Consider the following 23,374-nt stretch of genomic DNA (forward strand, 5'->3'; position numbering starts at 1 on the left):
CCGGCCTGACCGGGATCCGTCCACCATTGTGCCCTCCGGCCGTCAGCCCAGGGTCGGCAGCTTGATCAGCACCAGCAGCGCGAGCAGTTGCACCGCCGAGGCGGCGGCCGCCTTGCCCCAGGGCAGGTCGTGCACCCGCCGGACCATGCTGGTCAGCAGGTACGCGCAGAACGCCCAGGTGGCCCATCCGGCGACCTGGACGACCGCGCTGCCCGAGGGCAGCACCAGGTCGAGCAGCAGCCGGGGCGCGTCCGTCAGCCAGCCGATCAGCGCGGCCAGGCCGACCGTCGACTTCCACGGGCCGTCCCCGCCGAGCTGGCGGGCCAGCGCGTAGGTGACGCCGCCGAAGACCGCTCCGGCCACGGCGAAGCCGATCGCGGCGGCGGCGATGCCGGTCAGCGCGACGGTGAAGGTCGAGTCGACGATGTCGTCGTGGGTCAGGCCGATGCCGAGCACCGCGAGCGCGCCGTACAGCATCGAGACGGTGAGGGCGGGCAGCCAGACCTGGTGGTCGCGGGCGCGGTCGAAGGTCGCGGTGGGGGCGCGGAAGATGCCGATGAGCAGTTCGCGCCAGTGCGGGCGGGGCCCGGCGACGTGCGGGGCGGACTGGCCGCCGGCCCGGTAGACGGTGACGTTGTCCTGGCCGTACGGCGGCTGCTGCTGCGGCCCGTAGCCGTCCTGGCCGTAGCCGTCGCCCTGCGGGTGTCCGCCCTGGTCGTAGCCCTGGTCGTAGCCCTCGGCGCCGTACCCCTCCTGTGGGTACCCGGGGTAGCCGGGGTGCCCGGGGTACTGGCCCTGGTCGTAGTACCCCTGGTGGGGCGGCTCCTGCGCGTACGGGTCGCCGGTCGGGAAGGCCCGGGTGCCGCCGGGCCGGTCGGCGGCGTACGGGTCGTAGCCGCCCTGCGGGCCCGGGGCGCCGGGGCCTCCGGGCGTGCCGTCGGGGCCGTCGGTCACGCCCCGGTGCGAGGTCGTGAAGTACTCCGGCCCGTCCGTCTGCCCGTGCCCCCCGGGCCCCGCCGGCGGCGGAGGGGGCGCCCACCCGCCGTGGGGGTCGGCGCCCTGCCCGCTGTCGTATCGATTACCAGCCACGCTCTGACGGTACCCGTCCGGCCCAATCCGCGTGGGGCCTGGACGGAGCCGGGGCCGGTTTGCAGCGAGCCTGAGACGAACGCGGCCGAAATCCCGCCGCCGACGGCGCCACCGCCGATCCGCCGACGGCGCCACTGCGACCCGCCGACGGCGCTACAGCGACCCGGCGACAGCGGCCCGGCCCGGCGTCCTGCTACCGCTGCGCGCTGACCGAGGGCCCGTGCACCGCGGCGGCCGCGGCGGTGCCGGCCGGGCAGCCGCCCGGGCCGGCCGAGGTGCGGACCGCGCCGACCGGCAGCAGGGTGCCGCAGGCGATCCGGATGCCGTTCGGCAGCTCGTTGTCGGACTCGACGATCGCGCCGTCGCCGATCACCGCGCCGTCCAGCGCCGAGCGGGCGCCGACGGTGGCGAAGGCGCCCACGATGGAGTCCTTGACCAGGGTCTCCGGGCCGACCACCGCGCCCGGCAGGATCACGCTGCCCTCGACGATCGCGCCGGCCTCGACCACCGCGTTCGCGGAGACCACGGTGCCGCCGCTGAGCACCGCGCCGGGGTGGACGGTGGCGCCGGGCAGCAGCAGGGCGTCGCCGGTCGGGCCGGGGACGGCCGGGGAGTCGACCTTGCCGAGCACCAGGTCGGCCGAGCCGCGGACGAACGCGGCCGGGGTGCCGAGGTCGAGCCAGTACGAGGTGTCGACGACGCCGCGCAGCAGCGCGCCGGTGGCCAGCAGCTCGGGGAAGGTCTCGCGTTCGACGGACACCTCGCGGCCGGCCGGGATGCGGTCGATGACGGACCGGGTGAAGACGTAGCAGCCGGCGTTGATCTGGTCGGTGACGATCTGCTCGGGCGTCTCCGGCTTCTCCAGGAACTCCAGCACCCGCCCGTTCGCGTCGGTCGGGACGAGGCCGAAGGCGCGCGGGTCCTCGACCCGGGTGAGGTGCAGGGTGACGTCGGCCCCGGCGGCCACGTGGCCGTCGCGCAGGGCGGCGATGTCGACGCCGGAGAGGATGTCGCCGTTGAAGACCAGCACGGGCTCGTCGGGGCCGCAGGTCAGCCCGGACGCCGCGTTGCGGATCGCGCCGCCGGTGCCCAGCGGCTCGCGTTCGGTCAGGTAGACCAGCTCGATGCCGTACGGGGTGCCGTCCTGGAAGTGGTCCTCGAAGACCTCGGCCAGGTAGGAGGTGGCCAGCACGACGCGGGTGACGCCGGCGGCGGCCGCGCGGGCCAGCTGGTGTGCGATGAAGGGGACGCCCGCCACCGGCAGCATGGGCTTGGGGGTGTGGGTGGTCAGCGGACGCAGTCGCGTGCCCTTACCACCGACCAGCATGATCGCCTCGGTCATGGTCTGCGCTGTTCCCCTTGTGCTCTGCGGCCCGGCCCGGCGGGCCGATACCTCCGTCGGTGGTCAGGACCCGTCCGGCCGTCCGGAACGGGTCGACCGGCGCGAGGCCGGTCTGCCGCCTACTGTATTTCCTCCCAACGGGCGGACACTCAGGCGGCCGTGCGATTGGCACCACTCCCCTACGGGTCCCGCCCCCGGTCCGGCCCGTCCCGGCCCCCCAAAAGCCCGGCCCGGCGGGCGCTCTCGCGGCGACCACCGGGCCGGGCAGTTGTAGCAGAACTGTCGAACAGAGGACGCTACGCGTCCACCGTCGCAGGCTCCTCGGCGGCGGCCGGCGGGGTCGCCCTCACCGAGTCGAGCAGCAGCTGGGCGACGTCGACCACCTTCAGGTGCTCCTTGGCGGCGCCCTCGTTCTTCTTGCCGTTGACCGAGTCGGAGAGCATCACCAGGCAGAACGGGCAGGCGGTGGAGACGATGTCCGGGTTGAGGGACAGCGCCTCGTCCACGCGCTCGGTGTTGATCCGCTTGCCGATGCGCTCCTCCATCCACATCCGGGCACCGCCGGCGCCGCAGCAGAAGCCGCGCTCCTTGTGCCGGTGCATCTCCTGCTGGCGCAGACCGGGGACCTTGTCCATGATCTCGCGCGGCGGGCTGTAGACCTTGTTGTGGCGGCCCAGGTAGCAGGGGTCGTGGTAGGTGATCAGGCCCTCGACCGGGTTGACCGGGACGAGCTTGCCCTCGTCGATCAGGTGCTGCAGCAGCTGGGTGTGGTGGATGACCTCGAAGTGGCCGCCCAGCTGCGGGTACTCGTTGGCGATGGTGTTGAAGCAGTGCGGGCAGGTGGCGACGATCCGCTTGACCGGCGCGTCCTCCAGGGCCGCGTTCAGCGTCTCGACGTTCTGCGCGCCGAGCATCTGGAAGAGGAACTCGTTGCCCAGCCGGCGGGCGGAGTCACCGGTGCAGGACTCCTCCTTGCCGAGGATGGCGAACTTCACGCCCGCGGTGTGCAGCAGCTCGGCGAAGGCCTTGGTGGTCTTCTTGGCGCGGTCCTCCAGGGCGCCGGCGCAGCCGACCCAGTAGAGGTACTCGACCTCGGCGGGGTCGATGTCCTCGCCGATCACCGGCACCTCGATGCCGGTCTCCTTCTTGAGCTCCTTGACCCAGTCCAGGCGGGCCTTGGTGGCCATGCCCCACGGGTTGCCCTTGTTCTCCAGGTTCTTGAGCATCGTCCCGGCCTCGGTCGGGAACGAGGACTCGATCATCACCTGGTAGCGGCGCATGTCGACGATGTGGTCGATGTGCTCGATGTCCACCGGGCACTGCTCGACGCAGGCGCCGCAGGTGGTGCAGGACCACAGGACGTCCGGGTCGATGACGCCGTTCTCCTCGGCGGTGCCGATCAGCGGGCGCTCGGCCTCGGCCAGGGCGGCCGCCGGGACGTCCTTGAGCTGCTCGGCGGTGGCCTTCTCCTCGCCCTCCATGTCCTTGCCGCCACCGGCCAGCAGGTAGGGCGCCTTGCCGAAGGCGTGCTCGCGCAGGCCCATGATCAGCAGCTTCGGCGAGAGCGGCTTGCCGGTGTTCCAGGCGGGGCACTGCGACTGGCAGCGGCCGCACTCGGTGCAGGTGGAGAAGTCGAGGATGCCCTTCCAGGAGAAGTGCTCGACCTGGGAGACGCCGAACACGGCGTCGTCGGCCGGGTCCTCGAAGTCGATCGGCTGACCGCCGCTGGTCATCGGACGCAGGGCGCCGAGCGCGGTGCCGCCGTCCTCCTCGCGCTTGAAGTAGATGTTGAAGAAGCCGAGGAAGCGGTGCCAGGCCACGCCCATCGAGGGGTTGATGCCGATGGTGGTCGCCCACGCGAACGAGATGCAGATCTTCAGCATCGCGAAGAGGTAGATCAGGTTCTCCAGCGTGCCGTGCGACAGGCCGCTGAAAGCGGAGACCAGCGGGTACGAGACCAGGTGCTCGGGCCCGTACGAGTCGACGCCGTTGAGGGCGCCCTCCAGGGCGCGCAGCATCAGGATGCAGAGGCCGATGCCGAGGATCGTGTACTCGACGTAGAAGGCCTGCCAGGCGATCGAGCCGGCGAAGCGGGACTTGCGGCCGGACCGGGACGGCAGGCTGAGCAGCCGGATCACGATCAGCGTCGCGATGCCCAGCGTGGTGAGGGTGCCGACGAGCTCGACGAAGAGCTGCCAGAGCATCCAGTGGCCGATGATCGGCAGCGCGAACTCGGCGTCGAAGAGCTGGCCGAAGGCGTTGACGATGGTCAGCACCAGGCTGAAGAAGCCGACCGCGACGAACCAGTGGGCGATGCCCACGATCCCCCAGCGGTTCATCCGGGTGTGTCCGACGAACTCGACCGCGACGGTCTTCACCCGCTGGGCGGGCTGACCGAAGCGGGTGGGGTCCGGCTGGCCGGTCCGTACCACTTTGTAGATGTACAGCGCCGCACGGGCGGCGAGCGCGGTGCCGATCACGAACGTGACCAGCGAGATGACGATCGCTGCTAGCTGCATCGGCTCTCCGTCTCCTGCGGCTTGCTGTTGAGCGGTCTTTGAACGGTCTTGCGTGGAAGGGATTGTACTCGCCGGTAACTTTCTGGGCCGACGGCCCGGACATTACCGCCCACCACCAGTCCTCCAGAAGGTTCCCAAGCTATGGCGGCAGTCACGTGGCGCCACACGCGCCGCGGCCGGCGACCACGGCCACGGCCACGGCCACGACCAAGGCCACGGGAAGTCGCCGCGGCCGCGGGAAGGAGACCGCTCAGCAAAGTTGAGCGGTGGCGACTCATCCCTGTTGACGACACCCATCCGGTCATGCATCCTTGAGCCTGTAAAGCTCAACTCTTCCGTGGAGGTATTTACGATGGCACGCGCGGTCGGCATCGACCTCGGTACGACGAACTCGGTCGTCAGCGTTCTGGAGGGTGGCGAGCCCACCGTCATCACGAACGCCGAGGGCGCGCGGACCACGCCGTCCGTCGTCGCTTTCGCGAAGAACGGCGAGGTCCTGGTCGGCGAGGTGGCCAAGCGTCAGGCGGTCACCAACGTCGACCGCACCATTCGCTCGGTCAAGCGCCACATGGGCACCGGGTGGAAGATCAACCTGGACGGCAAGGACTTCAACCCGCAGCAGATCAGCGCCTTCGTGCTGCAGAAGCTGAAGCGGGACGCCGAGGCCTACCTGGGTGAGACCGTCACCGACGCCGTCATCACCGTTCCGGCGTACTTCTCCGACTCCGAGCGCCAGGCCACCAAGGAGGCCGGTGAGATCGCGGGCCTCAACGTCCTGCGCATCGTCAACGAGCCGACCGCGGCCGCCCTGGCCTACGGCCTCGACAAGGACGACCAGACCATCCTGGTCTTCGACCTCGGCGGCGGCACCTTCGACGTCTCCCTGCTGGAGATCGGCGACGGGGTCGTCGAGGTGAAGGCCACCAACGGTGACAACCACCTCGGTGGTGACGACTGGGACCAGAAGGTCGTCGACCACCTGGTCAAGGTCTTCCAGGCCGGCCACGGCGTCGACCTGTCCAAGGACAAGATGGCCCTGCAGCGTCTGCGCGAGGCCGCCGAGAAGGCCAAGATCGAGCTGTCCTCGTCCTCCGAGACCTCGATCAACCTGCCCTACATCACGGCCTCCGCCGAGGGCCCGCTGCACCTGGACGAGAAGCTCACCCGCGCCCAGTTCCAGCAGCTCACCTCCGACCTGCTGGAGCGCTGCAAGGTCCCGTTCCACAACGTGATCAAGGACGCCGGCATCTCGCTCTCCGAGATCGACCACGTCGTCCTGGTCGGCGGCTCGACCCGCATGCCCGCCGTCGCCGAGCTCGTCCGCGAGCTGACCGGCGGCAAGGACGCCAACAAGGGCGTCAACCCGGACGAGGTCGTCGCCATCGGCGCCGCGCTCCAGGCCGGTGTCCTCAAGGGCGAGGTCAAGGACGTCCTGCTGCTCGACGTCACCCCGCTGTCCCTCGGCATCGAGACCAAGGGCGGCATCATGACCAAGCTGATCGAGCGCAACACCACGATCCCGACCAAGCGCTCCGAGATCTTCACCACGGCCGAGGACAACCAGCCGTCCGTGCAGATCCAGGTCTACCAGGGCGAGCGCGAGATCGCGGCGTACAACAAGAAGCTGGGCATGTTCGAGCTGACCGGCCTGCCGCCGGCGCCGCGCGGCCTGCCGCAGATCGAGGTCACCTTCGACATCGACGCAAACGGCATCATGCACGTCGGCGCGAAGGACCTCGGCACCGGCAAGGAGCAGAAGATGACCGTCACCGGCGGCTCCGCGCTGCCGAAGGACGACATCGAGCGCATGATGCGCGAGGCCGAGCAGTACGCGGAGGAGGACCACAAGCGCCGCGAGTCCGTCGAGACCCGCAACTCCGCCGAGCAGCTCGTCTACTCGACCGAGAAGTTCATCGCCGACAACACCGACAAGCTCCCCGCCGACGTCAAGGCCGAGGTCGAGACCGCCATCGGCGAGCTCAAGGAGGCCCTGAAGGGCGAGGACATCGCGAAGATCCGCGAAGCCTCGGAGAAGGTCTCCACCACCGCGCAGAAGCTCGGCCAGGCGCTGTACGCCAACGCCGACGCCGCCGCCCCGGCCGGCGAGTCCACCCAGGCCAAGGACGACGACGTCGTCGACGCCGAGATCGTGGACGACGAGAAGCCCAAGGGCGGTGCGGCATGACGGACAAGCCGCAGGGCGGCAAGCCCGGCGACGACTCCGCCGCCGACGAGGCTGTGATCAAGGCCGCCGAGGAGGCCGCCGCAGCCGGCGCCGCCGACTCCGGCTCCGGTGCGGGCTCCGACGAACTCGCCACTGCCAAGCGGGAGTCGGCCGAGCGCACCGCCGACCTGCAGCGCCTGCAGGCCGAGTACCAGAACTACCGCAAGCGGGTCGAGCGCGACCGGCTGACGGTCCGCGAGATCGCGGTCTCCAACATCCTGGAGTCCCTGATCCCGGTGCTCGACGACATCGGCCGCGCCCGCGAGCACGGCGAGGTCACCGGCGGCTTCAAGTCCGTCGCCGAGTCCCTGGAGACGGTCGTCGCCAAGCTGGGCCTCCAGCAGTTCGGCAAGGAGGGCGAGCCCTTCGACCCGACCATGCACGAGGCGCTGATGCACAGCTACTCCTCGGACGTCACCGAGGACACCTGTGTGCAGATCCTCCAGCCCGGCTACCGCATCGGCGAGCGGATCATCCGCCCCGCCATGGTCGCCGTCGCGGAGCCCCAGCCGGGCACCCAGACCACGGCCGCGCCCGACGGCGAGGCGAAGTCCGGGGACGCGGACAAGTCCGACGGTGGTTCGGACAGCTGACAACCTGTGACAGCTGACAACCAGTGCGCTGCGGAGTCGTACGCCGGCCAGTACGGCGGCCGGCTCCGCAGCGCGCTGTCAACAGCGCCCGGTGAAGCGGCTGTTGACAGCGCAGCGACGATGGACATCGGGAGGTGGCGGCAGCTATGAGCAAGCGCAGCGAGCGAATCGTTGAAAAACGAATCGTTGAAAGGCGCGTGTTGCGCGGAGCGGCTGCCGAGCGGAGCGAGGTGGACGCATGAGTGGCAAGGACTACGTGGAGAAGGACTACTACAAGGTCCTCGGCGTGCCCAAGGACGCCACCGCCGCCGAGATCAAGAAGACCTACCGCAAGCTCGCGCGCGAGTTCCACCCGGACGCCAACAAGGGTGACGTCAAGGCCGAGGAACGCTTCAAGGACATCTCCGAGGCCTACGACGTCCTGTCCGACGAGAAGCGCCGCAAGGAGTACGACGAGGCCCGCAGCCTCTTCGCCAACGGCGGCTTCCGGGCCGGCGGACCCGGCCAGGGCAACGGCAGCTACAACTTCGACTTCGGCGACCTCTTCAGCGGCAGCCAGAACACCGGCAGCGGCGGGCTCGGCGACGTCTTCGGCGGGCTCTTCAACCGCGGCGGCGGCCGGCAGGCCCAGCCCCGGCGCGGCGCCGACGTCGAGACCGAGGTGACCCTCGCCTTCGACGAGGCCGTCGACGGTGCGACCGTCCCGCTGCGGATGACCAGCCAGGCCCCCTGCCGCAGCTGCAACGGCACCGGCGCCAAGTCCGGCACCACCCCGCGGGTCTGCCCGACCTGCGTCGGCGCCGGCACCGTCAGCCGCGGCCAGGGCGCGTTCGCGCTCTCCGAGCCGTGCAAGGACTGCCGCGGGCGCGGCATGATCGTCGACGACCCGTGCGTCGACTGCCACGGCAGCGGCCGGGCCAGCTCCGCCCACACCATGCAGGTCCGCATCCCGGCCGGCGTCCAGGACGCCCAGCGCATCCGGCTCAAGGGCAAGGGCGCCCAGGGCGAACGCGGCGGACAGCCCGGCGACCTCTACGTCACCGTGCACGTCGGCCCGCACCCCGTCTTCGGGCGCAAGGGGGACAACCTCACCGTCACCGTCCCCGTCACCTTCCCCGAGGCCACCCTCGGCGCCACCATCGAGGTGCCCACGCTGAACGGGCCCGCCGTGAAGCTGAAGCTGCCCCCCGGCAGCGCCAACGGCCTCACCATGCGCGCCCGCGGCAAGGGTGCCACCCGCAAGGACGGCACCCGCGGCGACCTCCTCGTCACCGTCGAGGTCGTGGTGCCGCGGCACGTCACCGGGGACGCGCTGAACGCCCTGGAGCAGTACCGCGAGGCCACCGCCTCCGACGACCCACGAGCCGCCCTGTTCCGGGCGGCGAAGGGAGCGTGACGACCAGATGATCCCCGACAGCCCCATCGGCCCCGGCATCGGTGAAGGCCTGCCCGGCATCGGCTCCGGCCTGCCCGGCGACGGCCGCCGCACCCGGCGGCCCACCGCCCCGCCGCAGTACGTCCTCACCGAGGACACCCCGGTGTACGTCATCTCCGTCGCCGCCGAGCTCTCCGGCCTGCACCCGCAGACCCTCCGCCAGTACGACCGCCTCGGTCTGGTCAGCCCCGACCGCACCGCCGGCCGGGGCCGCCGCTACTCCGCGCGCGACATCCAGCAGCTGCGCGAGGTCCAGCGGCTCTCCCAGGACGAGGGCATCAACCTGGCCGGCATCAAGCGGATCATCGAGCTGGAGAACCAGGTCACCGCGCTCCAGTCCCGCATCGGCGAACTGGTCGACTCCCTCGAAGGCGCCACCAGCGCCCTCCAGCAGCGCGAGGCCGCCGTCCACGCCTCCTACCGCCGCGACCTCGTCCCCTACCAGCCCCCCACCCAGTCCAGCGCCCTGGTCGTCTGGCGCCCCAAACGCTGAGACTTGGCTGAACACCTCCGGCCGCCGGCTCCCCTCCACCCGGGGGGTGCCGGCGGCTTGATCGTGGTGAGAGAGTGCTGTCGAACAAATCTGGCCGCCCTCACCGATGCCACCCGATCTGGCATGCTGCACTGCGATTCCGGTATTGGTGCCCGGCAGGTAGTGCAGACACGGCCACGGCAAGGAGCCCGCAGATGAGTGGACGAGAACAGCCCAGTACCGCCGCGATTGGGCCCTCCGTCCTCTCGAAAGAAGCGCGGGAGTTGTATCTGGCGGTCATCCGCGAGAACGGACGGCTTCCGAAGGACTCCGACCTCGCCAGGGCGGGCGGGGCCCAGGAGGAGTTGGTGGCCATAGGCCTTCTGGTCGCCGACACCGACGAGCCCGGTGTCCTCGTCGCGGTCGACCCCCAGCAGCTGTCCGAGAGCCTCTCCGTGACCTGGCAGCGCCAGGCGCTCGACCTGCTCACCCGCGCGTCGGCCCTCGCCACCGATCTCCACGACCTGACGGCCGCTTACCACTCACCGGAGCAGGCCGGCGGCGCGATCGAGTACGTGCGGGGGAAGGTGCTGATCAACCAGCGGGTGCAGCAGATCGTCGCCAGCGCCTCGGAGGAGATCCTCGCCGCCCAACCCGGCGGGCCGCGCCCGTCGGAGGCGCTCACCGGCATCCTCACCCGCGACCTCGAAGCCCTCCGCCTGGGCATCACGCTCAGGACGATCTACCACCCGAGCACCCGGTACCACGCTCCCACCAGGGAATACGTGGCCACGATAACCAAGGCCGGCGGGCGGTTCCGGACGCTGGAGGAGCCCTACACGCGATTGATCGTCATCGATCGCCGAATCGCGGTCATCCCCATCGCCGAGGACCTCAATCTGGCTGCCTTCGTGCACGATCGGGCCGTCATCAGCTACCTGATCAGCGAGATCTTCGAGCGGAACTGGAGCCGGGCGCTGGACTTCGACGGCGCGCGCGCCGTTCCGCAGCAGGTGGTCTCCGGGATGCGGCAGACGATCATCGACCTCATGCTCGAAGGCGTGAACCACCGGGTGATCGCCCGCAGACTCGGCATCAGTGAAAGGACGCTCGCGCGGCACCTGGCCGAGATGCGCGACGAGCACAATGTCGAGTCGCTCTTCCAACTCGGGTACGCATTGGCCAGGAACAGCGTTCCGACCGACTCCGACAGCTATCACTGACCAAGCGTCGCGGCGGTCTCAGTTCCAGATCGTGTCATTGGCCAGCGCCATGGTCTTCGGCGCTGCCGCATCGTGGGAAACCCCGATGTTCCAGATCGTGTCGTCGGCCGGACTCGAACCGCTGCTGATGAAAAGCGCCAGACCCACAACGACTGGAACCAGGACAAACCGCACCACCCGGCGTATCCGAGACATGGTGCCCCCTCTCTTTGTTTAAGACTTGACGCGGGTACCCAGCCATTGTTTCGAACAACCTGCCACATAATGCCGCAAGCCCATGCCGGAAGCCAGGGGGCCTGCTACCCCAGTGCGTCATCTCTCTGCCAGGCATCGAGATGACACCACGGCTCTGTGGACGGTGGCGACGGTCGACAGAGACGATCAGTGCACTCCCCAACCCCTCTCGCGGGAGGGGGAAGACGGGGACACCACAAACAACATGTCCATGACTAGTTCGTTTCGACCACAACGAATGCACAGCAGCATTCCGATAGTCACCACCCAACGGGGCGATCGGCCTGGTTGGCACCTATCCCCGGAGTCGACAATGAGTGAGCCCTACCTGCGAGAGCACGCCGGACAGACCCCCGAGGGCCGGCGTGCGCGTGTGTTCCTGGCCGCGCCGCTGATGCGGCTGACCGGGCCCGCGGACAGTGTGGTGACGCTCGCCAGCCGGACGCGGCTGACGACGCTCCGTACCACCCTGCTCCGCAGCGGTGCCGCCGTGTACAGCGCGCACCACAGTGATGCCTGGACCGTCGCCGGGCAGGCGCCGGAGCCCCGGGTGCCGTCCGACTTCCGGGCCCTGCAGTCCGCGGACCTCGTGTTCGCCTACGTCGGGGCGCCGCTGTCGGCCGGGGTGAGCCTGGAGCTGGGGTGGGCGTCGGCGCTGCGGAAGCCGATCGTCCTCCTCGTCGACGAGGCCATCACGCACAACCCGCTGATCGCCACCATCGAGCAGGTCGCCCCCGTCCTGCCGCTGGTCTTCGACGACACCTGGTCGCAGGAGGCCCTCAACCACACCGTGGAGACCGCGCTCGACTGGGCCGGCATGGCGCTGTCCCTGCGCGAGGGCTTCTGGACCGCCCCCGGTGAGCAGTTCAACGTCCCCCGGCAGCAGCCCCCCGTCGTCGGCCGGGCCGGCTACTGGCCGACCAGCGCCGCCACCGGCTGAACAGCGCTCACCCATCGGGCTCCCCCGTCCGGGCGCCCCGCAGCTGCCAGCCCAGCTGGAACAGCGTCTCCGCGTCGTGCAGTTCGCGCAGCCGGGCGATGTGGCCGGCCACCGTCCGCTCGCTGAGGCCGAGGCGCCCGGCGATGGCGCGCTGGGTGAGGCCCTGGGCGAGGAGCCGGCCGACCTGCTCGTGGGCCGTCGACTCGGGAGCGGACGCCTGGTCGGCGCTCCAGAGGAGGCGGCCTGAGCGGGCCCAGTCCCGTTCGAACACGGCCAGGAAATGGTCGACGGTCGCCGGATCCTCGATGAAGGTCGCGCTCCGGAGGTCGTCGGCGGACTGGAGCACGGCGATCCGGCGGTCGAAGATGTGCAGGTGGCGGAACGGCTCGGCCAGGACCCGGAAGCGGGCGCCCAGTTCGGTGCCGCGGGCGGTGTGGTCGGCGGTCGCCTGGTCCCGGACGGCGCCGGGTGCGTAGATCACCCGGATCCGGCCGCCCCGGCCGCAGAACCGGCCGATCCGTTCCAGGGCCTCCTCCAACTGGTGGGCGTGGCGGGGCCGGCCGGGCTGGGCGACGAGGATCTCCTGGCGGCAGGCCGCCTCCACCTCGGTGAACCGCCGGATGACCGCGCCGAGGCCCTGGACGTGATGCACCGTACCGGCGCGGTCGGTCGGGCGCGGGGCCGTGTCGTAGGCCTTGGTCAGGTCGTCGAGGGCCTGCGGGAGTTGGGCGGCCTGGACGAGCAGCCGGGTGCCTTCGGCCCGGAGCTCGGCACTGATCCGGTCGCCGACCGTCCGCGGGTTGACGGCGGTGCAGACGTCGGATTCGGGCCGGGCGAGCAGCAGCCCGAGCGCGAGCAGGTGTTCCAGGGCCGGTCGGTCGGCGTCGGCCACCTCGGCCCGGTCGATCCAGCCGCCGCGCCGGAGGATGCGCAGGTACAGGTCGTGTGCGGCCTGGTCGGGCCGCTCGGCGCCGCGCCCGTGCATCACGGCACCCGCCGACGGGCGGCGTCGGCCGCCGACCGGAGCTGCCAGCCGAGTTGGAAGAGCGTCTCGGCGTCGTACAGTTCGCGCAGCCGGGCGATGTGGCCGGCCACCGTGCGTTCGCTCAGGCCGAGGCGGGTGGCGATGGCGCGCTGGGTGAGGCCCTGGGCGAGGAAACGGCCGACCTGGTCGGGCAGGGAATCGGCTGGTTCGGTGGCTTCCGGGCCACGGGACCAGCGGACCCGGGCGGCGCGCTGCCAGTCGCGTTCGAAGGCGTCGGCCATGAAGTCGACCACCACCGGGTCCTCGACGAAGGCCGCGCGGCTGTTGTCGGACGCGGCGGGGATGACGGCCACCTTCCGGTCGTAGATCAGGACCCGCCGGAACGGCTCGCCCAGCACCCGGTACCGGCAGCCGATCTCGGCGGACGCGGCGGCGAAGGCGGCGGTCGCCGGGTCTGCGGCCGCCGCCGGCTCGTAGATGCCCCGGACGGTGCCGCCGCGCTCGGCGAGCCGCCGCATCCGGTCGAGGGCGTCCGGGAGCCCCTCGACGGGCCGGGCACCGCCGGGCTGGGCGGACAGCATCTCCTGCGAGCACTCGGCGTCGAGTTGGGCCAGGCGCAGGCGGATCTGTTCGAAGCCGTGCACGTACGTGACATCGACGGAGCACTCGGGGTGGCGCGGCGTGACGTCGAAGGCCTGCGCCAACTCGGCGAACCGCTCGGGCGCTTCGTCCGCCCTGGCCAGCAGTTCGCCACCCACGGAACGCAGTTCGGACCCGATCCGGCCGATGACGACACGCGGGTTCACCGCGGCGTAGGCCGCGTCCTCGACCCTCGGGACGACCAGTCCGAGGTCGAGCAACCGCCCCAGGACCGGTTCGTCACCCGGAGTCAGGTCGGCCGCCCGGAGGATGCCGCCGTTGCCGACGACGGCGAGGTACAGCGCCCGGGCGGCGTCGTCGGGCAGGGGGGAGGTCGACGGGTCGGTCATGGGGATCCCCCCGGAGCCGCCCGCCGAGGGGGAAGAGGGTGCGGGCGCGGGGCGGGCCGGTCGGCTGGGGCCCGCTCGGCGGGGCCGGGTTCATCGGTCATCGCGGGCGCCTCTCATCAGCCAGCCGAGTTGGAAGAGGGTCTGGGCGCCGTGGCGGTCGCGGAGGCGGGAGATGTGGGCCGCGACGGTGCGTTCGCTGAGGCCGAGGCGGGTGGCGACGGCGCGCTGGGTGAGGCCTCGGGCGAGGAGCCGGCCGACCCGGTCGGGGACGGTGCGGGTGGGGCCGAGGGCGGCGGAGGTTTCGGCGGTTTCGGCGCGGGCCCAGTCGCGTTCGAAGGCGCCGACCAGGAAGGTGATGGCGGCCGGGTCGGTGATGAAGGCGGCGGTGCTGTTGTCGTCGTTGGCGGAGATCACGGCGACGGTGCGGTCGAAGACGAGCAGCCGCTGGAACGGCTCGTCGAGGACACGGATGAGGGAGCCGTGCTGGGTGACCTCTTCGACGTAGGCGAGGGCGGGCGGGTCGGCGAGGGCGACGGGCTGGTAGATGGTGCGCAGGGAGCAGCCGCGCTGGAGCAGGTGGAGGTCCTGGAGGAGGGCGACTTGCAGGGTGCCGGCGGGGCGGTGGCCGGGTTGGGCGGCGAGGACTTCGGAGCGGCAGTCGGAGGCGAGCTGGGAGATCCGCTGGCGGATGTGGACGTGGCCCTCGACGTGGACGGCGCCGCCGGCCCGGCCGGAGGGCCGGGGCATCGCGTCGTAGGCGCGGGTGAGGCCGTCGAGGGCGCCCGGGAGGTTCTCCGCGCGGACCAGCAGCCTGGTCGCCTCGCTGCGGAGTTCGGCGCCCAGGCGGTCGGTGACGGAGCGCGGGCTGACGGCGGTGTAGCAGTGGTCCATCGGGTTGGCGATGAGCAGGCCGAGGTCGACGAGCTGCTGGAGCGCGGCCTGGCCGGTGTCCTGGGTGTCGGTGAACGGGATGCGGCCGCCCCGGGCGAGGATCGCCAGGTACAGCTGCCGGGCGGCCTCGTCGGGTTCCTCGCCCGGTGGCTGTCCGTGCTGCGGCGCGACCGCCGGTTCCGCCGTCACGTCGCACACTCCCTGCCGGATGCTTCTCCCTCGTCGCCGCGCCCGCGCCGTCGGGCGCGGGGCTCGGCGGTCACGGTACCGGGCTCGACGTCGGCCCCCGGGGCCCGGGTGCCGTCGCACTCCGGGGTGTCCTGGGGGCCGACGTCGCCACGCCCGTGCCCAGGCGCTTCCGTCGAGGCGGAGCAGCAACGCCTCGACGGCTCCGGTTCCGGGGGCCATCACCACACATGGCGCCCCGGCCGGCGCTCTTCCCCCCCGTTTCACGCGTGCGGGACGTTGCACCCGTGGTCAGTTCCGAAGAGCAAGTCGCCACCATCGGGCTGCGGTGCCCGGACGGCCTGGCGTGACTCCACCCTCACAGCGTGACGGCCGGTGAACAAGTGTCGCCCGAGTGCAGGTTCGCGCAATTGCAGCTATCTGCACGACGGGTACGGCGGGAGGGGTCGAGCGGCGGGCCGGGTTCCGGTAAAGGCCGAGGCCAGCGCGGTGCCCGGGTGGTCACCGCCCGTACGGTCGGTCGGCCGTGCGCGGTCGGGCCGCGGGTGCGGGTTCCTGCAACGGCGGCGTGCCGCGGGAGGAGTCAGGCACGCCCCAGCAGGCGTCCCCGGGCGAGCCCGGCGGCGGTCCCGCCGGCGGCGAGCACCCAGGCGGTGGCCAGCAGCAGGTAGAGCCCGGCGGCGATCGCGGTGAAGCCGCCGAACCCGGTGTGCCGGGCGAGCGCGGAGGCGCCGGTGACGCAGGTGCCGATCGGGAAGGTGTACGCCCACCAGGTCATCGCGAACGGCATGCCGGCCCGGCGGGCGCGCAGGTTGGCGGTGAGCGCGACGGCCAGCCAGAGCATCGCGACGCCGAGCACCGCGACGCCGTACAGCTCCGCGAAGGGGAGCATGGCGGGGGCCAGCGCGGGCAGCACCGGGCGGGCGGCGTCGGCGAGTTGGTGGACGGCGGTGACGGACTGGCCGAGCGGGCCGAGCACCAGGAACAGCGAGGGGGTGAGCACCAGGGTGGGCAGCTTGCTGTGGAACAGCCCGGTGAAGACCACCGGCAGCAGCACCAGGGTGGCCAGCAGGCCGATCCCGAAGAGGGCCCAGCAGGCGTACAGCATGGCCTGCTGCGGCAGCCCGGCCGGCAGGTGCGGGACGAGGGCCGGGCCGGTGGCGGAGGCGACCAGCGGGGCGACCACCGGCAGCAGCCAGGTCGGGTTGGCTTCCAGGGCGGAAACCGGGTGCCGGGTGATCATCAGGTACGGGATGCCGCCGGCGACGGCCAGCGCGTACAGGGTGCCGACGCCCCACAGCACGGCGTCGACGGCGACCGCGGGGCCGGTGCCGATCACCCGGGAGCCGAGCAGCAGGGTGCCGAGGCCGACCGAGAGCAGGGCCATCGGCGGGCAGCCGTAGAAGACGGCGGTGGCCGGGTTGTCCAGCAGCTGGGTGCGGGCGGCCTCGCGGTGCCGGGTGAGGTGGACCAGCCGGGCCGCGCCCAGCACCAGCAGGGCCGCGAGTCCGAGCGCCCACATCACCTCGCCGAAGCCGATCAGCCCGGGCAGCCGGAGCGGCAGGACGGCCGCGCCGTTGCCCAGGATCGCGGTGCCCATGACGGCGGCGTACCAGTTGGGGCCGAGCTGGGCGAGGTCGAGGCGGGCACCCAGCGGGGAACGGGAGGGGCGGGAGGAACGGGAGGGGCGGGTGAGCGGGCGGGCATCGGCCAGGGTGGACATGGTTCCACCGTGCCGCCCCGCGCCGGGCTCCGGTAGCGCCCCGGGTTCTATGAGGACATAGCCTGGACCTATGGCCCTCTCCCCCCGCGTCCCCGAGCTCGGCGCCCTGGAACTGCTGCTCGCGGTGGCCCGGCTGGGCAGCGTCGGGCGGGCCGCGGCCGAACTGGGCGTGAGCCAGCCGACCGCCAGCGCGCGGATCAAGGGCATGGAGCGGCAGATCGGCGTCCCGCTGCTGGAGCGCTCGCCCCGGGGCAGCCGGCCGACCGAGGCGGGTCGGCTGGTGGTCGAGTGGGCCGGGCACGTGGTGGAGGCGGCGCAGGCGCTGGACGCCGGGATCGACGCGCTGCGCGAGCGGCGGGACGCCAAGCTGCGGGTGGTGGCCAGCCTGACCGTCGCCGAGTACCTGATGCCGGGCTGGCTGCTGGCCCTGGCCGAGGCCAGTCCGGGCACGGCGGTGACGCTGCGGACGGCGAACTCGGCGGAGGTCGCCGGGCACCTGCTGGCCGGGGAAGCCGACCTCGGCTTCGTCGAGGGCCCGTCCACCCCGCCCGGGCTGGCCGGCGCGGTGGTGGCGGCGGACCGGCTGGTGGTCGTGGTGGCGCCCGGCCACCCGTGGGCGCGCCGCCGGGCGCCGCTGACCGGGCCGGAGCTGGCCGCCACCCCGCTGGTGCTGCGCGAGTCGGGCTCGGGCACCCGGGAGGTGCTGGAGATGGCGCTGGCGCCGTACGGGGGCGCGGTGCGGCCCCGGCTGGAGCTGGCCTCGTCCACCGCGCTGAAGGCGGCGGCGATGACCGGGGCCGGGCCGGTCTGCCTGAGCGAGCTGGCGGTGGTGGAGGAGTTGGCCGTCCGGCGGCTGGTGGCCGTGCCGCTGGCCGAGGGGCTGGACCTGCGACGGCCGCTGCGCGCGGTGTGGCCAGCCGGGCAGCGGCCGAGCGGGCCGGCCCGGGAGCTGCTGGGGCTGACCCGCCGGACGCCCCGCGCGCAGCGGCCGCCCCGGGCGGAACGGGTGGAACGGGTGGAACGCGCGGAACGGGCGTAAGAACTTGAGCGGAATAGACTCAACTTAGTGCATGCTGTACGTAGCAGCGTTGAAGGACGACGAGGGAGGACCCCCCAGCAGTGGACGCCAGCAAGTTCACCACCAAGACGCAGGACGCCCTGTCCGCCGCGATCCGGCAGGCGGGCGCGGCCGGGAACCCGGACGTCAAGCCGGTGCACATCCTGATCGCCCTGCTGGAGCAGCCCGAGGGCATCGCCCGGCCGCTGCTGGAGGCGGTCGGGGCGGACGTCACCCGGATCGACGCGGAGGCCCGCCGCCAGCTGGCCGCCCTGCCCAGCGCGATGGGCTCGACGGTCGCCGCGCCGCAGCTCTCCCGGGACACCCTCGCGGTGCTCACCGAGGCCGGCAAGCGCGCCGACGACCTGGACGACCAGTACGTCTCCACCGAGCACCTGATGGTCGGCCTGGCCGCCGAGGGCGGGCCGGTCGCCGAACTGCTGGCGCGGCAGGGCGCGACGGCGAAGGACCTGCTCGCCGCCTTCAAGGACGTGCGCGGCAGCGGCCGGGTGACCTCTCCGGATCCGGAGGGCACCTACAAGGCGCTGGAGAAGTACGGCACCGACCTGACCCAGGCCGCCCGGGACGGCAAGCTCGACCCGGTGATCGGCCGGGACCAGGAGATCCGCCGGGTCGTCCAGGTACTCTCCCGCCGGACCAAGAACAACCCGGTGCTGATCGGCGAGCCGGGCGTCGGCAAGACCGCGGTGGTCGAGGGCCTGGCCCAGCGCATCGTCGCCGGCGACGTGCCGGAGTCGCTGCGCGGCAAGCGGCTGGTCGCGCTGGACCTCAGCGCGATGGTCGCGGGCGCCAAGTACCGCGGCGAGTTCGAGGAGCGGCTGAAGGCCGTCCTGAACGACATCAAGCAGAGCAACGGCCAGGTCGTCACCTTCATCGACGAGCTGCACACCATGGTCGGCGCGGGCGCCGGCGGCGACTCCGCGATGGACGCCGGCAACATGCTCAAGCCGATGCTGGCCCGCGGCGAGCTGCGGATGGTCGGCGCCACCACGCTGGACGAGTACCGCGAGCGGATCGAGAAGGACCCGGCCCTGGAGCGCCGCTTCCAGCAGGTGCTGGTCGGCGAGCCCAGCGTGGAGGACTCGATCGCCATCCTGCGCGGCCTCAAGGGCCGCTACGAGGCGCACCACAAGGTGCAGATCGCGGACGCCGCGCTGGTCGCCGCGGCCACCCTGTCCAACCGCTACATCACCTCCCGCTTCCTGCCCGACAAGGCGATCGACCTGGTCGACGAGGCGGCCTCCCGGCTGCGGATGGAGATCGACTCCTCCCCGGTCGAGATCGACGAACTCCAGCGCTCCGTCGACCGGTTGAGGATGGAGGAGCTGGCCCTGGAGAAGGAGTCGGACGCCGCCTCGATCGACCGGCTGGCCCGGCTGCGGCGCGATCTCGCCGACAAGAACGAGCAGTTGAGCGCCCTGACCGCGCGCTGGGAGCAGGAGAAGAAGAGCCTCAACCGGGTCGGCGAGCTCAAGGAGCGGCTGGACGACCTGCACGGCGCGCTCGAACGGGCCCAGCGTGACGGGGACTTCGAGCGGGCGTCGAAGCTGATGTACGCGGAGATCCCGGCCGCCGAGACGGAGCTCACCGAAGCCCAGGAGCGGGCGGCCGACCAGGACGCCTCCGCCTCGATGGTGAAGGAGGAGGTCGGCCCGGACGACGTGGCCGACGTGGTCGCCTCCTGGACGGGCATCCCGGCCGGCCGCCTGCTGGAGGGCGAGAGCGCCAAACTCCTGCGCATGGAGGAGGAGTTGGGCCAGCGCCTGATCGGCCAGGCGGAGGCCGTGCGGGCGGTCTCGGACGCGGTGCGCCGCACCCGTTCCGGCATCGCCGACCCGGACCGCCCGACCGGCTCGTTCCTCTTCCTCGGCCCGACCGGCGTCGGCAAGACCGAACTCGCCAAGGCCCTGGCCGACTTCCTCTTCGACGACGAGCGGGCCATGGTCCGGATCGACATGAGCGAGTACGGCGAGAAGCACTCCGTCTCCCGCCTGGTCGGCGCCCCGCCCGGGTACATCGGCTACGAGGAGGGCGGCCAGCTCACCGAGGCGGTCCGCCGCCGCCCGTACAGCGTGGTGCTGCTGGACGAGGTGGAGAAGGCCCACCCGGAGGTCTTCGACGTCCTGCTCCAGGTGCTGGACGACGGCCGGCTCACCGACGGCCAGGGCCGCACGGTGGACTTCCGCAACGCGATCCTGATCCTCACCTCCAACCTGGGCTCCCAGTTCCTGGTCGACCCGGCCACCCCGGAGGACCGGAAGAAGGCCCTGGTGCTGGACTCCGTCCGGGCCGCGTTCAAGCCCGAGTTCCTCAACCGGCTGGACGACATCGTGGTCTTCGACCCGCTGGGCACCGCCGAGCTGAGCCGGATCGTCGACCTCCAGGTGGCCCGCCTCGGCGACCGGCTGCGGGAGCGGCGGCTCACCCTGGACGTCTCCGAGGCCGCCCGCGACTGGCTGGCCCTCACCGGCTACGACCCGGCGTACGGCGCCCGCCCGCTGCGCCGGCTGGTCCAGTCCGCGATCGGCGACCAGTTGGCCCGGGCCATCCTGTCCGGCCAGGTGCACGACGGGGACACCGTCCTGGTCGAGCGGGACGAGGAGGGCGACCGCCTCACCGTCCGCAGCCGCGGACCGCTGGAGAAGTAGCACCACCAGCCCGGGCCGCCCGCACGACAGCGCGGACGGCTCGGGCAACACCATTGCCGCACAGCACAGTTGACGGCCCACTCGACTACGGCCGCACCCCGCCGCACCCCGCCGGAGCCCCGGCAGCGACGGCCCTCCAACCGGACACGCTCCGTCACCATCACCGCTCGCGGCGGGCGTCGGAGCGCCCCGGACGAAGATCGACGCGTGGCCGGGTGCCCCTGTGAGGCAGGCCCCGGATGAGGCAGGATGGGAAGTGGAAAGGGCGGCCTCTCATTGCCGGCCACCACGTGCACTGAGGAAGAGGACCCCATGAGCATCGACCCGTCGTCCATCCCGTCGTTCGGCGCACCCCAGGGCGGCGGCCAGCCCGGCGACCAGGGGCGGCCGGCCGGCCCGCCGCCGATCATCGTCCCGGACCAGGGCCTGGTGGCCCAGCTGCTGGACCAGATGCAGCTCAAGCACGTCGTGGACGAGGAGGGCGACCTCACCGCTCCCTGGGAGGGCTTCCGCGTCTACTACATGTTCCGCGGTGAGCAGAAGGAGCTCTTCGCGGTGCGCGCCTTCTACGACCGCGCGTACCCGCTGGAGAAGAAGGGCGAGATCCTCGACCTCATCGACGAGTGGAACCGCGAGACCCTCTGGCCCAAGGTCTACACCCACACCCACGAGGACGGCGTGGTCCGCCTGATCGGCGAGGCCCAGATGATCGTCGGCACCGGCGTCAACCTGGACTACTTCGTCACCACCACCGCCAACTGGACCCAGGCCGCCGTCGGCTTCGAGCAGTGGATCGTCGAGCGCCTCGGCCTGCAGAACGAGATCGAGGGCGAGGACGGCGAGACCCCCGAGGGCACCAACGAGGCGTGACCCTGCCCGCCCCGCGAGCGCACGGCCCGACCACTTGGCCCCAGGTGGTCGGGCCGTCCTTGTCCCCGGCCCCCGGCTGACCCAGGATGGGGCCGACGACGACGCGTGAGGAGCCACCGATGGGCAACAGGCCGCTGCTGAACCGCCGACTGGCCGGCATGGGGACGACCATCTTCGCCGAGATGTCCGCCCTGGCCACGGCCACCGGCTCGATCAACCTCGGCCAGGGCTTCCCCGACACCGACGGCCCGGCCTCGGTGGCCCGGGCCGCTGCCGACGCCGTGCTGAACGGGCGCGGCAACCAGTACCCGCCCGGCCCCGGCATCCCCGAGCTACGGCAGGCCATCGCCGAGCACCAGCAGCGCTTCCACGGACTCGGCTACGACCCGGACACCGAGGTGCTGGTCACCGCCGGCGCCACCGAGGCCATCGCCGCCACCCTGCTCGCCCTGCTGGAGCCGGGTGACGAGGTGATCGCCCTCGAACCCTTCTACGACTCCTACGCCGCCTGCATCGCGATGGCCGGCGCCACCCGCCGCCCGCTCACCCTGCGCGCCCCGGACTTCCGCCCCGACCTGGACGAACTGCGCGCCCTGATCACCCCGCGCACCCGCCTGCTGCTGATCAACACCCCGCACAACCCGACCGGCACCGTGCTCACCGCCGACGAGCTGGCCGCCATCGCCGCCCTCGCCGTCGAGCACGACCTGCTGGTCGTCACCGACGAGGTCTACGAGCACCTCGTCTTCGGCGCCACCCACCACCCGATCGCCGCCCTGCCCGGCATGCGCGAGCGCACCGTCTCCATCTCCTCCGCCGGCAAGACCTTCTCCTTCACCGGCTGGAAGGTCGGCTGGGTCACCGCGAACCCGGCCCTGGTCACGGCCGTCCGCACGGCCAAGCAGTACCTCACCTACGTCAGCGCCGGCCCCTTCCAGTACGCCGTCGCCGAGGCGCTGCGGCTGCCCGACAGCTACTTCGACGGCTTCCGCGCCGACCTGCTCCGCAAGCGCGACCTGCTGGTCGACGGGCTCACCGCGGCCGGCTTCCGGGTGTTCACCCCCGAGGGCACGTACTTCATCACCACCGACATCACCCCGCTCGGCGAGAAGGACGGCATCGAGTTCTGCCGCGCCCTGCCGGAGCGCTGCGGCGTCGTCGCCATCCCGAACGCCGTCTTCTACGACAACACCGAGGCCGGCCGCAGCCTGGTCCGCTTCACCTTCTGCAAGCAGGACTCCGTGCTGGAGGAAGCGGTGTCACGGCTCCAGCGCCTCTGAGCCGTCGCCCGGCCGCCGCCCGAGGCCGGACAGGTGGGCGTTCAGGATCGCCCGGGCCTCGGGTGCGGTGAGGCGGCCGACGAGGACGTGCGTGGTGAGCCCGTCGGCAAGGGCCAGCAGCGTCTTCGCCTCCCGGGCGGCGTCCGGCCCGGCCGCCGGCGACGCCTCGGCGATCAGCCGGGCGAACAGGCCCTCCAGGGCCGCGTAGTCGGCGTTCAGCGGGCCCGCCAGCCGCTCGTCGACGGCGGCCTGCGCGACGAAGGCCAGCCAGACCCGCGCCTGGGAGCGCTGTCCGTCGCCGAGCAGCGCCGCCTCGGCGGCCGCGTGTGCCAGGAGGGCGGCGGGCGAGGGCGCCGGGTCGTCGGCGGGGTACGCCCGGACCCGGGCGGTGATCCGCTCACCGACGTAGCCGAGGGCGAAGCGGAGCATCTCGTCCTTGGTGCGGAAGCAGCGCTGGACGGCGCCGGTCGACACCTGCGCGCGGTCGGCCACGTCGCGCAGGGTCACCCCTTCCAGGCCTCGTTCGTCGGCGAGCCGGCAGACGGCCTCGGCGATCCGCCGACGCCGGCCGTCGTGGTCCACCTGTCTGGGCACGGGCTCCGCCTCCGGTTTATTCGATGCACTCGTATCGGTTCCCAGGCTACGGTACCGAT

18 protein-coding genes and 1 pseudogene are annotated in these 23,374 nt (G+C 72.0%); 10 read left to right on the top strand and 9 right to left on the bottom strand.

The annotated features are described in order from the left end of the window. Nucleotides 1-42: 42 nt before the first annotated feature. The 3 genes and pseudogenes from AC07BF_RS08130 to AC07BF_RS08140 form a co-directional block, all read right to left on the bottom strand. Nucleotides 43-1,089 (bottom strand): Yip1 family protein, encoded by a 1,047-nt coding sequence (locus AC07BF_RS08130; protein ID WP_478333093.1) that lies wholly within the window; start codon nt 1,087-1,089, stop codon nt 43-45. Nucleotides 1,090-1,357: 268 nt separating this feature from the next. Further along, nucleotides 1,358-2,431 (bottom strand): annotated as a pseudogene (manB, locus tag AC07BF_RS08135) (mannose-1-phosphate guanylyltransferase); the annotation flags it as partial. A gap of 296 nt (nt 2,432-2,727) precedes the next feature. Continuing rightward, nucleotides 2,728-4,950, bottom strand: coding sequence for a (Fe-S)-binding protein (locus AC07BF_RS08140; protein WP_363579806.1), 2,223 nt, complete (start codon nt 4,948-4,950; stop codon nt 2,728-2,730). Between the two features lie 352 nt (nt 4,951-5,302). Here AC07BF_RS08140 and dnaK point away from each other — a divergent pair, with 352 nt between their 5' ends. From dnaK to AC07BF_RS08165, 5 genes are all read left to right on the top strand, one after another. Next, complete coding sequence (dnaK, locus tag AC07BF_RS08145; RefSeq protein ID WP_350876573.1) at nt 5,303-7,135, top strand: molecular chaperone DnaK; 1,833 nt, start codon at nt 5,303-5,305, stop codon at nt 7,133-7,135. Then, nucleotides 7,132-7,767 carry a nucleotide exchange factor GrpE gene (grpE, locus tag AC07BF_RS08150; RefSeq protein ID WP_063348542.1) on the top strand — a complete coding sequence of 212 codons (636 nt, stop codon included), beginning with the start codon at nt 7,132-7,134 and terminating at the stop codon, nt 7,765-7,767. Before dnaK ends, grpE begins: the two co-directional genes overlap by 4 nt. 238 nt (nt 7,768-8,005) lie before the next feature. Further along, nucleotides 8,006-9,163, top strand: coding sequence for a molecular chaperone DnaJ (gene dnaJ, locus AC07BF_RS08155; RefSeq protein ID WP_363579807.1), 1,158 nt, complete (start codon nt 8,006-8,008; stop codon nt 9,161-9,163). A 7-nt stretch (nt 9,164-9,170) separates the two neighbouring features. Next, a complete protein-coding gene (locus AC07BF_RS08160) occupies nt 9,171-9,695 on the top strand; it encodes a heat shock protein transcriptional repressor HspR (RefSeq protein ID WP_363579808.1) in 525 nt (174 codons plus the stop codon). Between the two features lie 194 nt (nt 9,696-9,889). Continuing rightward, nucleotides 9,890-10,897: a helix-turn-helix domain-containing protein gene (locus AC07BF_RS08165; RefSeq protein ID WP_363579809.1), complete on the top strand. Its 1,008-nt coding sequence runs from the start codon at nt 9,890-9,892 to the stop codon at nt 10,895-10,897. Between the two features lie 18 nt (nt 10,898-10,915). Here AC07BF_RS08165 and AC07BF_RS08170 read toward each other — a convergent pair whose 3' ends face one another. Continuing rightward, nucleotides 10,916-11,074, bottom strand: a complete 159-nt coding sequence (locus AC07BF_RS08170) for a hypothetical protein (RefSeq protein WP_363627870.1) — start codon at nt 11,072-11,074, stop codon at nt 10,916-10,918. 370 nt (nt 11,075-11,444) lie between these two features. On the opposite strand from AC07BF_RS08170, the gene AC07BF_RS08175 reads away from it, so the two are divergent. Then, the gene (locus tag AC07BF_RS08175; protein WP_063348539.1) at nt 11,445-12,071 is read left to right on the top strand and encodes a TIR domain-containing protein; all 627 of its coding nucleotides are present in this window, start codon (nt 11,445-11,447) and stop codon (nt 12,069-12,071) included. 7 nt (nt 12,072-12,078) lie between these two features. On the opposite strand, the gene AC07BF_RS08180 is transcribed toward AC07BF_RS08175, so the two are convergent. The 4 genes from AC07BF_RS08180 to AC07BF_RS08195 all read right to left on the bottom strand — a co-directional run bounded on the left by AC07BF_RS08180 (nt 12,079) and on the right by AC07BF_RS08195 (nt 16,845). Further along, the gene (locus AC07BF_RS08180) at nt 12,079-13,056 is read right to left on the bottom strand and encodes a LuxR C-terminal-related transcriptional regulator (protein WP_363579811.1); all 978 of its coding nucleotides are present in this window, start codon (nt 13,054-13,056) and stop codon (nt 12,079-12,081) included. Next, the gene (locus AC07BF_RS08185) at nt 13,056-14,045 is read right to left on the bottom strand and encodes a LuxR C-terminal-related transcriptional regulator (protein WP_400804193.1); all 990 of its coding nucleotides are present in this window, start codon (nt 14,043-14,045) and stop codon (nt 13,056-13,058) included. The genes AC07BF_RS08180 and AC07BF_RS08185 overlap by 1 nt, the downstream gene beginning before the upstream one ends. A gap of 90 nt (nt 14,046-14,135) precedes the next feature. Continuing rightward, nucleotides 14,136-15,125 (bottom strand): LuxR C-terminal-related transcriptional regulator, encoded by a 990-nt coding sequence (locus AC07BF_RS08190; protein WP_478333094.1) that lies wholly within the window; start codon nt 15,123-15,125, stop codon nt 14,136-14,138. A 580-nt stretch (nt 15,126-15,705) separates the two neighbouring features. After that, entirely contained in the window at nt 15,706-16,845 is a 1,140-nt protein-coding gene (locus AC07BF_RS08195; protein ID WP_478333095.1) for a TDT family transporter, read from the bottom strand. Nucleotides 16,846-16,915: 70 nt separating this feature from the next. Here AC07BF_RS08195 and AC07BF_RS08200 point away from each other — a divergent pair, with 70 nt between their 5' ends. The 4 genes from AC07BF_RS08200 to AC07BF_RS08215 all read left to right on the top strand — a co-directional run bounded on the left by AC07BF_RS08200 (nt 16,916) and on the right by AC07BF_RS08215 (nt 22,721). Beyond that, a complete protein-coding gene (locus AC07BF_RS08200) occupies nt 16,916-17,884 on the top strand; it encodes a LysR family transcriptional regulator (RefSeq protein ID WP_478333096.1) in 969 nt (322 codons plus the stop codon). An 80-nt stretch (nt 17,885-17,964) separates the two neighbouring features. Beyond that, nucleotides 17,965-20,571, top strand: coding sequence for an ATP-dependent chaperone ClpB (gene clpB, locus AC07BF_RS08205; protein WP_363627874.1), 2,607 nt, complete (start codon nt 17,965-17,967; stop codon nt 20,569-20,571). Nucleotides 20,572-20,883: 312 nt separating this feature from the next. Next, nucleotides 20,884-21,441 (top strand): type III secretion system chaperone family protein, encoded by a 558-nt coding sequence (locus AC07BF_RS08210; RefSeq protein WP_363627875.1) that lies wholly within the window; start codon nt 20,884-20,886, stop codon nt 21,439-21,441. A 119-nt stretch (nt 21,442-21,560) separates the two neighbouring features. After that, nucleotides 21,561-22,721 (top strand): pyridoxal phosphate-dependent aminotransferase, encoded by a 1,161-nt coding sequence (locus tag AC07BF_RS08215; protein ID WP_478333097.1) that lies wholly within the window; start codon nt 21,561-21,563, stop codon nt 22,719-22,721. Here AC07BF_RS08215 and AC07BF_RS08220 read toward each other — a convergent pair. Next, the gene (locus AC07BF_RS08220) at nt 22,701-23,315 is read right to left on the bottom strand and encodes a TetR/AcrR family transcriptional regulator (RefSeq protein ID WP_363579819.1); all 615 of its coding nucleotides are present in this window, start codon (nt 23,313-23,315) and stop codon (nt 22,701-22,703) included. The genes AC07BF_RS08215 and AC07BF_RS08220 overlap by 21 nt on opposite strands. Nucleotides 23,316-23,374: the final 59 nt, after the last annotated feature.

The organism is Kitasatospora sp. NPDC043950, from assembly GCF_056435345.1.